This is a genomic window from Flavobacterium sp. SH_e (assembly GCF_025717045.1).
In the GTDB taxonomy this organism is placed as follows: Bacteria; Bacteroidota; Bacteroidia; order Flavobacteriales; family Flavobacteriaceae; genus Flavobacterium.
In genome coordinates, this window is sequence record NZ_JAOVZN010000012.1 from 314 (window position 1) to 15,194 (window position 14,881).

13 protein-coding genes, 1 tRNA gene and 1 pseudogene are annotated in these 14,881 nt (G+C 32.9%); 6 read left to right on the forward strand and 9 right to left on the reverse strand.

The genetic code is table 11. The annotated features are described in order from the left end of the window. A pseudogene (locus tag OD917_RS21950) lies at window positions 1-900 on the reverse strand (hypothetical protein); the annotation flags it as partial. 860 nt (window positions 901-1,760) lie between these two features. Between OD917_RS21950 and OD917_RS21955 the strand changes: the two are divergent. Continuing rightward, entirely contained in the window at window positions 1,761-3,491 is a 1,731-nt protein-coding gene (locus OD917_RS21955) for a phospholipase D-like domain-containing protein (protein ID WP_263525517.1), read from the forward strand. Window positions 3,492-3,668: 177 nt separating this feature from the next. Here the strand turns inward: OD917_RS21955 and OD917_RS21960 are convergent, their stop codons facing one another. Next, window positions 3,669-3,869, reverse strand: a complete 201-nt coding sequence (locus OD917_RS21960; RefSeq protein ID WP_318013914.1) for a YqaE/Pmp3 family membrane protein — start codon at window positions 3,867-3,869, stop codon at window positions 3,669-3,671. 285 nt (window positions 3,870-4,154) lie between these two features. On the opposite strand from OD917_RS21960, the gene OD917_RS21965 reads away from it, so the two are divergent. Together OD917_RS21965 and OD917_RS21970 are read left to right on the forward strand one after the other, a co-directional pair. Then, window positions 4,155-4,239: transfer RNA gene (locus tag OD917_RS21965), tRNA-Ser, on the forward strand. 289 nt (window positions 4,240-4,528) lie between these two features. Then, window positions 4,529-5,689, forward strand: a complete 1,161-nt coding sequence (locus OD917_RS21970) for an IS3 family transposase (RefSeq protein ID WP_263525518.1) — start codon at window positions 4,529-4,531, stop codon at window positions 5,687-5,689. Between the two features lie 42 nt (window positions 5,690-5,731). Here OD917_RS21970 and OD917_RS21975 read toward each other — a convergent pair whose 3' ends face one another. From OD917_RS21975 to OD917_RS21990, 4 genes are all read right to left on the reverse strand, one after another. Beyond that, complete coding sequence (locus OD917_RS21975; protein ID WP_263525519.1) at window positions 5,732-6,172, reverse strand: hypothetical protein; 441 nt, start codon at window positions 6,170-6,172, stop codon at window positions 5,732-5,734. After that, window positions 6,144-7,313: a nucleotidyltransferase gene (locus tag OD917_RS21980; protein WP_263525520.1), complete on the reverse strand. Its 1,170-nt coding sequence runs from the start codon at window positions 7,311-7,313 to the stop codon at window positions 6,144-6,146. Before OD917_RS21980 ends, OD917_RS21975 begins: the two co-directional genes overlap by 29 nt. Continuing rightward, window positions 7,310-8,071 carry a hypothetical protein gene (locus tag OD917_RS21985; RefSeq protein WP_263525521.1) on the reverse strand — a complete coding sequence of 254 codons (762 nt, stop codon included), beginning with the start codon at window positions 8,069-8,071 and terminating at the stop codon, window positions 7,310-7,312. The genes OD917_RS21980 and OD917_RS21985 overlap by 4 nt, the downstream gene beginning before the upstream one ends. A 230-nt stretch (window positions 8,072-8,301) precedes the next feature. After that, window positions 8,302-8,475 (reverse strand): hypothetical protein, encoded by a 174-nt coding sequence (locus OD917_RS21990; protein WP_167398303.1) that lies wholly within the window; start codon window positions 8,473-8,475, stop codon window positions 8,302-8,304. A gap of 177 nt (window positions 8,476-8,652) precedes the next feature. Here OD917_RS21990 and OD917_RS21995 point away from each other — a divergent pair, with 177 nt between their 5' ends. The 3 genes from OD917_RS21995 to OD917_RS22005 are packed head-to-tail and all read left to right on the forward strand — an operon-like array spanning window position 8,653 to window position 10,454. Then, window positions 8,653-9,336, forward strand: a complete 684-nt coding sequence (locus OD917_RS21995) for an RNA polymerase subunit sigma (protein WP_263525522.1) — start codon at window positions 8,653-8,655, stop codon at window positions 9,334-9,336. Next, on the forward strand, window positions 9,323-9,667 hold the full coding sequence (locus OD917_RS22000) for a hypothetical protein (RefSeq protein ID WP_263525523.1): 345 nt from the start codon (window positions 9,323-9,325) through the stop codon (window positions 9,665-9,667). The genes OD917_RS21995 and OD917_RS22000 overlap by 14 nt, the downstream gene beginning before the upstream one ends. Further along, a complete protein-coding gene (locus OD917_RS22005; protein ID WP_263525524.1) occupies window positions 9,657-10,454 on the forward strand; it encodes an ImmA/IrrE family metallo-endopeptidase in 798 nt (265 codons plus the stop codon). The genes OD917_RS22000 and OD917_RS22005 overlap by 11 nt, the downstream gene beginning before the upstream one ends. A gap of 126 nt (window positions 10,455-10,580) precedes the next feature. On the opposite strand, the gene OD917_RS22010 is transcribed toward OD917_RS22005, so the two are convergent. The 3 genes from OD917_RS22010 to OD917_RS22020 form a co-directional block, all read right to left on the reverse strand. Next, on the reverse strand, window positions 10,581-11,315 hold the full coding sequence (locus OD917_RS22010; protein ID WP_263525525.1) for a hypothetical protein: 735 nt from the start codon (window positions 11,313-11,315) through the stop codon (window positions 10,581-10,583). Next, window positions 11,315-13,012, reverse strand: a complete 1,698-nt coding sequence (locus OD917_RS22015) for an AAA family ATPase (RefSeq protein WP_263525526.1) — start codon at window positions 13,010-13,012, stop codon at window positions 11,315-11,317. Before OD917_RS22015 ends, OD917_RS22010 begins: the two co-directional genes overlap by 1 nt. Window positions 13,013-14,200: 1,188 nt before the next feature. Continuing rightward, window positions 14,201-14,848 (reverse strand): porin family protein, encoded by a 648-nt coding sequence (locus OD917_RS22020; protein ID WP_263525527.1) that lies wholly within the window; start codon window positions 14,846-14,848, stop codon window positions 14,201-14,203. Window positions 14,849-14,881 lie beyond the last annotated feature (33 nt).

The window sequence follows — 14,881 nt, forward strand, 5'->3', positions numbered from 1 at the left end:
CAAACCTTGCTCACCTTGAAGCCCCTGTTCTCCTTGAAGACCTTGCTCACCTTGAAGACCTTGAGTCCCACGTAAGTTTTCTAGCTGCGCATCGGTAAAATCTTCATATCTGAAATCACGTCCATTCGTCCCATCTATACCATTTGCACCATTAGTTCCTGGGTCTCCCTTAAGAGCTAACAGTTGTTCTGGCGTGAAATCTTCATATTTGAAATCGCGTCCATTAGCGCCATTGGCACCTAATATCTTTCCTAAATCTTTTGTAGAACCGTCTGAGTACGTAATAATAAGATTTCCTGAACCATTAACAGCCGTTCCCGAAATGCTTACTCCATTATCTCCTCTGTCTCCTTTATCTCCTTTTACTTTTCCAGCTTCTTTTGTTGTACCATCTGAATACGTTATGATAAGATTTCCAGAACCATCAACAGCTGTTCCAGTAATACCTTTTCCGTCATTACCATTTTTACCTGGCAAACCTTGAGGTCCCTGATCTCCTTTTACTTTTCCAGCGTCTATACTAGTTCCATCAGAAAAATTAATAATAAGATTACCTGCTGTGCTAACTATTGTATTAGAAATAGTTTTACCTCCAGCACCAATTTCATCAGAAAGCGCAATCCTATGCCATCTGTCAATATACCAGTAGTAATAACCTGGTTTCACATCTGCAATTGTCGCAGTGTTAAAGACTAGAAGACTGTTTACATTTTTTCCATCCTTAATGGTAGTACGATCTGTAGTACTAGTTAATTTTATTTGAGGAATCAAAACACCTTTGTTATTTGCATATACCTCTAACTGTGCAGAAGGATTTGGCTCTACTTTTCCTATTACTACTTGGGAGTAGGCAGAATAAGCACCTAACACAAATAGTAAAGGAAGTAATTTATTTTTCATAACATTTAAATTATCAATTTGATTTTTGCTTTTTTGTCACAATAAAGTATCTAATATTCATTTTACCATTTTAAAACACTGAAAATCAATTGTAAAAATGAATTGTAAAAACCCATAAAATGAGAGAACAAAATTCTTTTAAAACTATTTTTAAAATTGCCACTAGAAGTTTTAAAAATTATATTTTAAGTTTTTTTTTTAATGTAGCTATTTAAATTAATTGAAATTTTAAAAACCATAATATCAAAAAAAAAGAGAGAAGACTATCTTCTCTCTCTTATGCAAAAACTATCAAAAACTAAAAATGTTAAGAATTCCCAAAAACAACTAACTATTAAATTGTTATTAATAAATGTAAATATCTTACTAGCAAAAAAAATTAGAATTTCCGCTAGAAATTAAAAAAGTAAAGATCTTTCACCTCTCTAAAAAAGAGATTTTATAAAAAATAATTGAAGGAAAAGAAATGCCTACTTATCTTCCTCTCTAATTTTCGTTAGCAGAGCTACATTGATAGGTTTTATTTTATTCTTGAAAAACTGATCTTAAGAGGTAAGTCGCCGATCAGTCCATTAAATCAAATAAAAACCTGTAAATCAAACAAATACACATAAAAAAAACAAGTATAAATACTTACTTCAATATTTGACTTTTGATTTATTTTTACATCGTTATAATCTTACCCAAAATAATAAAACAATGAACCAGATTACTAAGATTTGGATTTCTCATTTTATTCAAAGCAGAATTAACACTTATCAAAAATTGCACAAAATATTAACTTTTTAGAATCTCCCTCGCACAACATAATTTAAAATCATTCAAATCTGGAGGTATTATTAATCTTAAAATGAAGTATTATGGCAAATCAACCAAGCACCGGCTATCAGGTAATCGGTACAAATGAAATGGCTCTTTTTACATTAAAAGTTCACCGTGGAGACGGAATGGCACTATTGGGAATGAATTGGAAAAATGGAAAGCCAACGTCTGACTTTGTTGGCTTTTCAATTGAATATATGGAACCTGACGGCACTAAGTTCTTTCCATTAAGAAATAGAATCAGTTTTCCAGAAGCAGATAAAACTGACCCTAATGTACGATATACATTGCGTAGTCCCTTGCAGGTCTTCCGTTGGGTACATTTTCCACGTAATCCTGAAATTCAAGGTTTATTTACTTATGTGGTTAAACCAGTATTTATGAATAAAAACAAAGAATTAAGTTATGGTGAATCCCAACAATGTTCCATAGCACTTGCGAGAGAAACTTATCCAAATGCTCTAAATGTAACTTTTACACGAGGATTTATTTCTTCCCAAGCTTTTGTAGATCGTTTTGAGAAAGAAGGCGAAATTAAAACATTACTTCCTGCCAACTCAAAAGAAGGCCTTGATTTTAAACCAACACATCCGCTTTCTAAAGATGCTTTGGCATGGATGGGATTTGAAGCATACAATGCAATTTTAAAAGTTTTAGATGATGCTATCAAAGATAAAACTGCAAAAGTTTCAGTAATTGCTTATGACCTTAATGAGCCAGAAATTGTGAAACGTCTAAAAAAATTAAAAAAGCGTCTGAAAATAATTATTGATGATTCAAAAGATCACGGAGAAGAAGGCTCATCGGAAAATAAAGCTGCTGAAATGCTAGCATTTACCGCTGGAAATGATCAAGTGATCCGTCAGAAAATGGGAAGCTTACAACATAATAAAACGATAATTGTTGATGGCTCTGAATTTAAAAAAGTAGTTTGTGGATCAACAAACTTATCATGGCGAGGTATTTTTGTCCAAAACAATAATGCCATTATACTTACAGGGGAGAAACCTGTAGAATTGTTTAATGAAGCATTTAAAAATTTCTGGTCAGTTGGCAAAAGTAACTCCGTTTCATTGTTCAACAATACAGAATCTGCTACTTGGCAGTCTCTCGGCTTAGATGGAATTGATGCTAAGGTAACCTTTTCTCCTCATAATACTGAAAATACTGTACTTGAATCAATTGGTGAAGATGTTGCATCAACCGAATCAAGTCTTTTATATTCTATGGCTTTTCTTGCACAAACAGGCGGCCCAATTAGAGAAGCGCTAACAAATATTACCAAAAAAGAGGAAATATTTGTTTATGGAATTGCTGATAAACCTGTTGGCGGAATCAATTTAAAAAGCACAGACGGAAATCCACAACCAGTCTCTCCAGCAGTAATAGCTGAAAATATTCCTGAACCTTTTAAAAAAGAGCCTGTAGGCGGTGGTGGTATACGCATGCATCACAAATTTTTGGTTATAGATTTCAATACCGATAATGCAAGGGTTTATATGGGATCCTATAATTTTTCTGGGGTTGCAGATTCTAAAAATGGAGAAAATTTATTATTAATTAAAGACAGAAAAGTAGCAACATCATATATGATTGAAGCATTAAGGATTTTTGATCACTATGAATTTAGACTTGCAAGATCAAAAGCTGATGCAAAAAACCAGAAATTAGAACTAAAATTTCCTCCAAAAGACAATAGACAGAAACCATGGTGGGACAAATATTATTCAGATAAAAGACGCGCTAAAGACCGTGAATTATTCTCATAATTAACATTTTTTATTTTGCAGTCATTTCTTAATTTATTTGTTCAAAATAGTTTTAACGATTTTAGAATTTTCAATGTACATTCAATGCAGATCTTAAAGGAAACTTTTATCATAATGTACAACTATATTAGGAAGTCAGCTAGAAAAACAAAAAATAGACCGTAAAAAAATAATTAATTATCTATTTCGCATTGCTTTTATTAATCTTGCATTACGTCTGTCAGCTCTTGAATTCTGAAGCGATATGACTGCCCATATTGCAGCAGGCAACCAACCGATTAAAGTTAGCTGTAAAATCAAACAGAGTAATGCGGTCAAAATTTTACCTCTTAAAAGAAAGGAGATACACGGAAAAAATATTGCTATAAGCGTCATCATTTATATGGTTTAGTTATATGTCGCAAATCTTGTAATTTGTTACTTAAACCTCAACCCAAAGTAAAATTATCTAAATCTCAAAAAAAATTAAATATTTCACAAAACAAGCTAAGACTTAATTGCATTATTTTCGTTTTTGCCTCACTATTAAATCTTTAGCTTTATCTAGGATTTTCTTTTTTTATATGTCAATCATTTTCTTTGCAAATAGTTTCAAAAAAGTTTTCACAATCAAAAAAACAACTTATATTTGCACTCGCAATCACAAAATGGTAGCAATATACTGGAGAAATGGCAGAGCGGTCGAATGCGGCAGTCTTGAAAACTGTTGACTGTAACAGGTCCGGGGGTTCGAATCCCTCTTTCTCCGCTGAGAGCTTAAAAAGAGACTTTTCAAAGTTTACAAAAAAGGCTAAAATTCACGGAAAACCCTGCAAATCTTATGATTCGCAGGGTTTTTAGCTTTCTGCAGGTTTTCAATGTTTTTAAAAATGCACAAAAACTTCATGGCAGGTTCGTGGCAAAATTAAAATGGAGTTCCCTTCAAAAGTGCCACAAAAAGTTAAGGCGAATTCAGTGCAAGCCAGCTTAAATGTTAGATAATTTACGTTTTAATTCTTAATTCTAAAGGAAGAATAACGCACCTAACTTTTGAAAGCATGAAAAGCAGCAGAAAAAAATACAGCACCGAATTTAAGATCTGGGCCGTCAAGACCTGCATCGAGCATAAAAGCGTGCGGCTCGCCGCCGCCAAGCTTCGGATCAACAAAAACAGCCTGCAGCACTGGAAAAACCTCTTCCGGGCTGGAAAACTCACCCTACAGCAGACGGCATGTACTGATTCAGACAGAAAAGAAACAGCCACACTTCGCAAGGAACTCAAAAACATCAGACTGGAGCGTGATATTTTACAGCGAAGTGCCGGATTGCTCCACCGGGACAGAAAAGATGTATATCAGTTCATAAAGGAACATTCCGATAAATTTCCCATCGGGTTGATGTGCCGGGTTTTTCACTCGGATCCCAGCTGTTATTACAAATGGCTTAAAAGGCAGTTCTCCGGAAGGGCCGCGCATAAAGCTTTTGTAACATCTGAGATTACAAGGATTTACCACTGGAGCCAGTGCAGATACGGAAGCCCCCGAATTGCCAAAGAACTCTCGGCAATCGGGATTAAAGTTTCCAGGGCTTTTGTAGCCAAAATTATGATGGAAAACCATCTTCGCAGCATCGCAAAATCAAAATTCAAAAAAACCACAGACTCTTCCCATAGATTGTTGACAGCACAGAACATACTGAAGCAGGATTTTAAAGCATCACGCTGCAGCGAAGTATGGGTTTCGGACATAACCTATATCGAAACCGAAGAAGGCTGGCTGTATCTTACCGTGGTAATAGACCTTTTTGACCGCAAGGTAATCGGGTGGTCTGTAAGCGAAAACCTAAAAGCAAAAGAAACCAGCATCAGGGCTTTTAAAAATGCGATAGCGAATCGTCCCTTGGAGAGCAACCGGAAACTGATCTTTCATTCAGACAGAGGAACACAATATGCCTGCCTGTGGTTTGCTTCGATGCTGGAAGGCACCGGACAGATAACCCGCAGCATGAGCGGCAGAGGAAACTGCTATGACAATGCGGTTGCGGAAAGTTTTTTCAAAACGCTGAAGACCGAACTGGTCTACCATAACACATATGCCACCAAAGAAAAAGCAAAAGAATCTATATCTGACTACATAGAGGACTTTTATAATAAATACAGAAGACATTCTGCCCTTGGTAATTTGACAATAGAAGAATTCCAAAAACAATATCTTCTGTAAAAAATAAATTTCATCTGTTTTACATCAATGATTTTTTACTGATTAGTGCTTTATTTCTTTATTTAACCAAACTCCATATTTCTTCCATTGATTGTAAAAAACAATCCATTCCGTTATCCAAGGTATCATTTTAAATAAGGGAACAATCTGCATTATCGGCTTATCAATCACTGGGTGATACAGACACAAAGACATATCACTGTACAAATGAATTTTACTGCTGTATTGTATCGATTTATCTCTAATATAGATTCTGTCAAATCTAAAATCATAAAATGGCGAATAATACAGCTCAATGTCGTAATTTTTTCCGTTTACAATTAAGTATCCTCTGCCGTATAAAGATTTTGTCTCACTTTTAACTTCCATTTTCAGCCATTTAAAATGCTGCTCAACTAATGCCTTTTGGATAATTAAAAAGACATACCAATTCTTCCTGTTGCTCGCCGCTAGATCAGCTTCCAAAGTAGTGATGAGATTCATTTTTAATTCCTGTATTTGAATTTATCTGGCCTTGAGTATTTGTATAGGCTTTTCCGCCGATAATTAGACCGCTTGCATTTGTAAAACCATCATCTGTATTCTTCGAAAAAGTTACTATCTGCTCATTTAAAGATTTTTTATAAACACCTTCGCCAAAAAGTTTTATGTAATCGTCTTTACCAGTTTCGAAAGAAGTTTTAAGATTCTGCCACTGAATATATAAATCTGAAATAAAACCATAAAAACTCTTAAAATGCTCATCAGTCCAGCTGTCAGTAAAATCTTCCTGAGGATTTACCGGATTTAAGACTTTAAATTTTGCATTTGATTTTAAAGCATCAAGATAACTTCCTTTTATCTTTTCCAATACATTGTCAATTGTATCAAAAATTGAATTTTCTCCATTGTAAAAATGAGCAGTCAGAGTTGTAATAACAATGCTTGAAACTCTGTACTTTTTGTCCGCATAATATAGATCCCTGCATCGTTTTATCAATTGAACACCCCTTTGAAGCGGTGTTTTTTGGTATAGCTCCACAGGCAGAGGTTCTGATTCCACCTTCGCCTCCATCAAAGCACGCATATGCGTTATCAATACAGGATTTCTAACCGAATCCGCAATTCTTAAAAACCATTCTGAAAAGCCTTTTGGATTTCCAGAGGACCAGCTTCTCATCATTTTCTCCGGAATTGCAATCTTTTGTTTTTCAAAATGCGAAGGCATGCAGGCAGGTAGAATATCCATATGAAAATCGCTTTTATAATTCAAACGGACGCATCTTTTCTTTTTTTCCATTATGGATTTATAATAACTGTCCTTCTCCAAAGCCTTGACTAATGCATTATAGATTTCTTCAGGTGAGTATTTATGATAGATATCATAGATATGAAGTACCGTGTCCAAATCAAAATCCTCATCATTAATAGGTTTGATACTGGTTCCTATTCGCTTAGAACCCTGAGCATAAACCTCTATTTCTACATCTTTAAAAAAGTCCTCATCTTTTTTCAGAAGGTCGGCTACGGCATTATATGCACTTTCCATTCGCTCTAAACGAGTTTTATCCAGCTGTAATTCCTGTGCAATTCTTGCCAGAAGTTCATCTCTCTGCAATGCATAGTTTTTAAATATATCTATCATTCTTTCAAAGTTTTGTTTATAATTAGTTTTGTGTGTTCTCCAATACGTGCTATCTGTTTTCCGTCAACCACAAGCCGAAGATGTTCAATATCATCACAATCAGCTATTGCATAACCTCTTGCCAAATCTAAATCCTCCTGAGCTAAATCAATAAGACTTCTCTTCTGCTGCTCATTTGGAATAAGTTCAAAAACATCATAGATTTTTACCTCATAGCACTTAAAGTATTTACTCCAGCTTAGACTGTCAGAATATCTTCTTATATGCCTATAAGTGAGAGCCTTAAAAATATCCGAATTCAGGATATTTGTATCCAAAAGTTCTTCTTTAAATTCCCGATTTGGATCTGTTTCCCTTTCCTGCATACTTTCAAACCAGTTCATCACCTCAATAACGTACTTGCCTCTAACCATAAATCGTAGATCTGAAGAGCTTTTCTTATCCGTATCCAAGCCATTTCTTTTGTTATCAGGCTTATATTCCCATTTATTGAAAAGAGAATCGTCACCATATCTTTTATATACGCCTCCAACTGGCTGAAGCTGGTTTTCAATCCTTCGGTTCAGAACAAGCAGATATTTATTAGTATCTGGTATTTGAATCTTAAAAAGGTAACTGATTGAAAATCGAATATCCTTATTCTTATATGAACCAAATTTGGTTCTAAAAAAAACACTTAAATGTTTTCTGTTCTCCCAAACTATTGCCGCCCCTTTAATAAAAATAGGTTTCAATAGTGGTGTAAATAAATCTGCCATATATCATTATCATTTAAATATTATTGAAAGAGGGAAATTCTCCCTCTCTCAAATAAACAATCTCATCGCTATTCATATTCTCAGGAATTTGGAAAACAAAATTCTAAACTAAAGGAATAATTATCTATTGGCCATCTGCATAAAGGCAATCATTCTCTTAAAAATTATCCTATTTTTTCAACTCTCTGCATCTAATTGAAAACACACGAGATCAGTTTTTGAAAAGTATCTTACTTTTCTTTTGTTACTCCTTTGAAAGGACTGTTGTCAGATGTTTTTACATCCATAAACCTACCCGTGTTAGTGTCACGTTTTACCCAATGATCGGTCTTTGGGTTGTAAGTCTGGGAACGCTCTTTAACAGCTCCTTTTCTAGAATTGTCTTTCGGTGGATTCGTTGCCATCTTGATACAATTAATTGATTAAACATATTCCTTTAACATTAAGGCATAAAGGATTTGCCTTTATTTGTAAGTATTTCATTTATATACTAATTCCATTAGGAACTTTTTTTTTAACTTTGAAAAAATTAGTAGTCCTACTCATATACTAATTCCATTAGTAACGCTTTTGATATATAGATGAAAGTTGAATTAAAAACTACAGAGATTGACTTTGAAAACTTATCCAGTGATGAACTTATTGAGTACATCTCTTTTAAGAATGAGTTTCCAAATGAAGCTGAAAATGCATTTATAGTTTTCTGCAGCAGATTTCAGAATGATGTTATCGAGAAAGCTGAAATTTATTCTGCTAAGTATGGACATAGCGGCGTTACTGCTTTAGATATTGCTAACTGCACTTTTGCAAAGGTCTGGAAATACCATTCCTTTAATAAGGAAAAAGCAAAGTCCAAAGACATGGATAAAGCCATTAAAATTTGGCTGTATGCAATAGTATTTAATGAACTCATGAAATACGGTGTAAGCGACACTTGCGCCGAACCAGAAGAGGAAGACCTTTCTATTGTAGAAAACATAAGTGACCTAATTAATGTAACTGTAGGGGAAGATCTTGACAAAAAAAGAGACTTAAAAATCAGATTGGAAATCATTGAAAAAGCAATGCTGGGGCTTTCTGAGAAGCAGAAAGTAATTTATCTCACTTATAAGGCCTATCAGAATAATGGAAAAAATATCCCAAGACAAGTCGCTAAAAAATTACGTGATACTTTAAATCTGGCTCAAAGTTCCATTCAAGTTTACAAAAAAGAAGCAACTGACCATATTAACAATTATTTGAATAGTTTAAATGGCAATCGATAAAAAATATATAGGCAAAATCTCCGAGGAGAACTTAGATGACTGGCTTCATTCGACAGGATTTTTATACCCAATGAATGAGCACCAGCTCGACAGGTTTAACAAATTATATGATGATTATGATTTTAAGCTAAAAGACTCTGTGATTGACATCGACTCAATTTTAAGTGGAAGTTTACGCAATAAATCTAAAATAATCAGTTTAGATATAAGTTCAGATGTAAAAGCAGAAATTGAGAATTTGAAAATGGTTGCCAGAAAAGGGCAAAGCGGCCTTCCGCAGCATATCATTGATAAGATGAGAAAAAAGCATCGTGATTCAGATGATAAATAACACTTCGAAAAATAAAATAAAAAGAATTGCAGAGTCCATAGCCCTGCAGTATGATCAGAAAATTACTCCTTTAGAAAACATTTTAAAGGAAGAGGGCCTAGAAGTCTTTTACGATAGCTACGGAAAAGGAACTTTTGACGGAATGACCTTTTATGACGATGGTCAATTTTACATTCATATAAATACCGACTGTGGCAATAGAATTGATTCTCCACGAGGGAGGTTTACTTTGGCCCATGAATTAGGGCATTACATAATTGACTCCCATAGAATTGGCCTGATGCAGGGGATGCTTGAGGTCCATGCCTCGAAAACTAATAAAGCACAATTTTCTGAAATAGAAAGAGAGGCTGATTATTTTGCCTCCTGCCTTTTAATGCCGGAAGAGCGTTTCAAAACAGACATTTTCAGAAAAAAATTTAATTTTGAATTAATAAGCACACTAAGTATTCAGTATGCTGTTAGTGTCACGGCTTGTGCGTTCCGTTTTGCTCAAATCGGATCTCATCCAATTATGATAATTTATGGCGAAAATGGTCTTATTAAATGGAAATATTCCAGTGATGATTTCCCTTACAAATATGTTCTAAACAACCCTAAAATTCCATCTTCATTTGTTATGGGAGAATATTTTAACAACATCAATTTAAGTGAAATTTCGAAAACCTCCCAAATTTGGGCAATCGACTGCTTTGATTATGTCAAAAATGAAGATTCAAATAAAAAGTTTTATGAGCATTGCATCACTCATAAAGGAACTGCGTTAAGTATTATTTGGGAAGATTAGTCATTACTTTCCCCACATAGAAAACCATCATCAATTAACTCAGCCAAAATTTTATTAGAAAGTTGACTTTAAAAAAGCATTGCATTAAAAAAAGTGATTTAAAGATTATATATCTTCAATTAATTTTTATTCCTTTTTATCAGACATATTTTTTAATAATGGTAGACTTTTGTATGTCATTCCCATTAAACTCATGAAATTTTCTTCTTTCAGCTTACTATCATTCCTTAATTGCATAGCGCCTATAATTCCTATGATCAAGACACCACCGATTAATACTATCGGTAGGATCACCCATGGTACGAAATTAGAAATTGTAGCAATGGTTATCAAAATCATCAAAGCTAAAAAAAGATAAAAACTACCAGAAATCCAAGGATTATTTCTTTTCATATGATTATTAATTGTAATTAAAGTTGTTTCTAATGCTGGGTTAAGTTCGGAATAAGCTTCATCTCGATCTAAAATAGTTATTTTATTGCCATTATAATCAATCTTACTACAAGCGTGATCATAATTAAACTTATGCCAATATTGATGTGAATTGACAATTACCTTTTGATAAGGTTTTGTCGCTGCCGCTACCATTAAATACATTTCCTCTTCATGAATATTTTCAGGTACATTTACATCTATCACTTCAAATCCAGAAGGGTTTCTAGACATTAAATCTAGCCATGTGAAAAAATCGTTACTTTTCAACGCATTATTTGAATAGTGATCTAATATTTTTTTTGTTTTATCAACAGCAACTTTTAGTTCGTTATCAGGATTAGGAAACTTATAAAATACATTTAATAAATGACTTTTGTTTGCGCTAACTCCATCAATATAATTTATTGATAGTGTGTAAATACCCATTAAATTTGATTTTTTAAAAACTCAGTAATATCATCGGCCAGTTCTCCAGTATAAAAATCTTTTGGCCATTCAAAGGCACCTTTAGAACTTATATCAATTTTTCTAATTGAAGCACTTTTAGTTTCTTCCTGTGGTTCAATATAATAGATTGCAACTTGATCTGGATTAATCTTTTCTTCGGAAATTCTTCTTCTCAACCTTTTTAATAAATATTCACTATGAGTCTCAATTATCAAATATTTATGTGATGAGAATGTATTTTTTCTAGTATTTTTTCGAATTGCAATGTCTATAAATAAGTCTGCCAAATCAGCCTGCATTTTTGGATGTAAATGTATTTCAGGTTGCTCTACTAAAGTTATACTTTGATCTTTCGATAAAAATCCCTGAATTATAACAGGTAATACTTGTGAAACTCCAAACCCCACATCCGTTATATCTAAATCGAGGGAATTTTGTTGAACAACAATCTGATGAATAATATCCTTTATTGGTCCAACATCTATGTGAAGATTAAATTTTTTAAACCAAGTATTTACACTATTTTTTAAATTATTATTCTCTTTAATTATTTCAGCAATTGCTTCGCCATCAAGAGTATCTAAAAAAGTATTAATTTTTGCTTTGTCTAAAAAGTAGTAACGTTTAGGATGCGCACGTAGTGGGCTTACATAGTTTATCCTTTGACCATTAAAAGAATCTTCGACTTTATCTATAATTTCCGAAAGGAAATTAACAAAATATGAATCAGAAACGCTAAGTGGAGATTCACTAGTTTCATTATATTCAATAAAAGAAAATACAGTTTTATTATTTTTAAAAATTCTTCGCAATTCAGTAATCTGCTTGCTAGTAGCTCCAGTAAAATCTTTTACTTCACTTTTAATAAAAGATTTATTATCTGTTTTATCAAAATCGACATTGACAATCTCCGAAATACCTAATTGAAGCTTAAATTTTTTAATCTTTAGAACATCTTGTATATACTCAAAGCTATAAGAAAGTCTAACATTTGTAGTATCTTTCACATCTAGCATTTTTTTTAAAAAATCATAGGTAACAATTAACTCTTGTCTATTGGACATTAATGTCTGACCAATTAAATTACTATGAAAGATGTATCTAGAATGTGTTACTTCTTTTATTAGTGACTTATCTTGAAACTTTATCAAAGTTTCATAAGTGAGATCAATTAATTGCACCAAGTCTTCTCTGTTAATATCAAAAATATTAACTAAATCGGGACTCAAAAAGCCTATCTCATTATTTTGTCGTTTATTTGATTTTGGTCTTGTAAAATTTCTTCTAATAAAATTCAAATGACCTTCATTTTTTGAAATTCGGGCAACAATAAAGAAGCAATAATTAATCACATCTTCCATATAACGTCCAAAAAAATCCTTTTGAATTAAATCTTTTATAGTAGGTTCATTAAATTCAATTTCGATATTTAAAGGATTATTAATGTCCTTTTTTCTAAATAAATTTATACCCTCTCCTAAACTAAAAAAACCGCCGTGTAATTTTAAAGCCGATTTGTAGTTCTCTGCCAAAGCAGTTTCCTGAAGCATTAAAAAGAGTTGAATTAAACTACTTTTACCAACGCTATTGGCGCCTAAAAGTATCGTAATAGGCTTTATCTCTAGCTTACCCTCTTCAAATGCCTTATAATTTTTGAAATTTATACCTGTTAACATTGAAGTTTTTTTGAAGATTAATCATTTTACTATTGTCATTATAGATATTAAAAATCATTAAGAAATTTAATCTGAATCAATATTTTTATTCGTTTTTTCGAGGATATTAAATCGGACGTAAAGAAATAAAATACGTTTAAGCTTGCAATAGGTATTTCTACGGTATTTTTGGAATTTTTACAATTTCTTCCAAATATAAATTAAGTATAATTCTAAAGAAGTTTTATATTTTGTGTACTTTGTTGTATGATAACATCAATGAAACTGTCATCAAGAGGCCTACAAAAAATTAAGACAATTTTACAAATATATGGATGTGCTAAAAAAATTGGAGAATTAGAAAGGAGAATATAATCTTAAATTACTTCTCAATTCCTTTTAACATCCCTTAAAGGTTTTCAAAAATTTCTCTGTTAGTTCGTCTTAAAAATTTGTAACTTTGCCTTTCAATTAATTACGAATTACAACATTATTTAAACGGAAAATCTGCTCCGTAACTTTTCAAAATGCACAAAAACACGCAAAAAGTTCTTGGCAGAATCATGGCAAAATAATGTATAAAACACCAAGAAATGCACTAAAAAAGCGGGATGCTACATTTTTGTTCGAATCCCTCTTTCTCCGCTGAGAGCTTAAAAATAGACTTTTCAAAGTTTAGAAAAAAGGCTAAAATTCACGGGAAACCCTGCAGATCTTAAGATCAGCAGGGTTTTGTCTTTTAAGTGCATTTTCATTATTTTCAAAACCGCACAGAAGTTTCGTGTCAGAATCGTGGCACGGGTTTCGTGAAGTCCCCTCCAAAAGCTAAGGTGAATTCTGCTTAAACTAGGTCTCGAGCTCTAATCGAAATCTACAAACCAAACGAAAATTGGAGTTTCCTTTTAGGTTTTGGACGCGAATTTGCTAAGTAAAAAAATTTCTTTTTAACCCAAACCGGAGTTGAATAAGGCCATAAACTCCCAAAAGGATGGGTATATATTTGGCGCAATAAGTTATGACTTTAAATGGAACGCCTACGCCAGTTGGGGAATTGGTCTGGGAATCGGAAAAAACTTTGTAAACTGACACAACCATAGACCTACTTTAAATTCATTTTAATATTTAAATTGCTGAAAATAAATAATTTACATACAAAAAACCACTCCTTTTCGGAGTGGTTTTTAAACAGTTATGAAGGTGTTACTAACTCTATTTAAAAAAATAACCGATCGTTATTTGAAAAACTTTATTCTTCATGTCACTGTTAATAATATAATTTGTGTTTGCTGTTACATCTTTAAACACATTGGTATAAGACAAATTATATCTTGCATCTGCATAAAACCTGTCTTTAAACTGATACCCCAATCCGAAATTTACAGAAGCGTCTACTCCATTTGAGTAATCTTTTAAATCCATTTCTTCATGGTTATCATAACCTAAAAAGTTGTCTTGATATTTGTTATTTGCTTTTAGCAGAATTCCAACTTGAGGTCCTGCTTGAATACTTAAACCTTTCACTACATAATATTTCAGCATTACAGGAATGTTTAAATAGTTTAAGGCAATAGTACTTTTGTAATGTGAATTTTGAACGTCTGGATCTGAATACGAAATTTTCATTCCCTGCTGGCTGTACAATAATTCTGGCTGTATCGAGAAGTTTTTTGCCAAAGGAATTTCTGCCATTAAACCAGCTGTAAATCCTGTTTTACTTTTGGAATCCAATTCGTTTTCATCAAATGTCAAGCTCGAAATATTTAAACCTGCTTTTACACCCAACTTTACCTTTTCGGTTTGGGCCATTACACCTGCACACATTAACAGCGCGCAGATTATTAGCTTTGATTTTTTCATCGTATTTTTTGTTTTTAAGAAGGGCAGTTCTGT

What these genes read in the sequence shown, in the direction of transcription:
- OD917_RS21955 (WP_263525517.1), top strand. Translation starts at nt 1,761, where the DNA reads ATGGCAAATCAACCAAGCACCGGCTATCAGGTAATCGGTACAAATGAA.
- OD917_RS21960 (WP_318013914.1), bottom strand. Translation starts at nt 3,869, where the DNA reads ATGATGACGCTTATAGCAATATTTTTTCCGTGTATCTCCTTTCTTTTA.
- OD917_RS21970 (WP_263525518.1), top strand. Translation starts at nt 4,529, where the DNA reads ATGAAAAGCAGCAGAAAAAAATACAGCACCGAATTTAAGATCTGGGCC.
- OD917_RS21975 (WP_263525519.1), bottom strand. Translation starts at nt 6,172, where the DNA reads ATGAATCTCATCACTACTTTGGAAGCTGATCTAGCGGCGAGCAACAGG.
- OD917_RS21980 (WP_263525520.1), bottom strand. Translation starts at nt 7,313, where the DNA reads ATGATAGATATATTTAAAAACTATGCATTGCAGAGAGATGAACTTCTG.
- OD917_RS21985 (WP_263525521.1), bottom strand. Translation starts at nt 8,071, where the DNA reads ATGGCAGATTTATTTACACCACTATTGAAACCTATTTTTATTAAAGGG.
- OD917_RS21990 (WP_167398303.1), bottom strand. Translation starts at nt 8,475, where the DNA reads ATGGCAACGAATCCACCGAAAGACAATTCTAGAAAAGGAGCTGTTAAA.
- OD917_RS21995 (WP_263525522.1), top strand. Translation starts at nt 8,653, where the DNA reads ATGAAAGTTGAATTAAAAACTACAGAGATTGACTTTGAAAACTTATCC.
- OD917_RS22000 (WP_263525523.1), top strand. Translation starts at nt 9,323, where the DNA reads ATGGCAATCGATAAAAAATATATAGGCAAAATCTCCGAGGAGAACTTA.
- OD917_RS22005 (WP_263525524.1), top strand. Translation starts at nt 9,657, where the DNA reads ATGATAAATAACACTTCGAAAAATAAAATAAAAAGAATTGCAGAGTCC.
- OD917_RS22010 (WP_263525525.1), bottom strand. Translation starts at nt 11,315, where the DNA reads ATGGGTATTTACACACTATCAATAAATTATATTGATGGAGTTAGCGCA.
- OD917_RS22015 (WP_263525526.1), bottom strand. Translation starts at nt 13,012, where the DNA reads ATGTTAACAGGTATAAATTTCAAAAATTATAAGGCATTTGAAGAGGGT.
- OD917_RS22020 (WP_263525527.1), bottom strand. Translation starts at nt 14,848, where the DNA reads ATGAAAAAATCAAAGCTAATAATCTGCGCGCTGTTAATGTGTGCAGGT.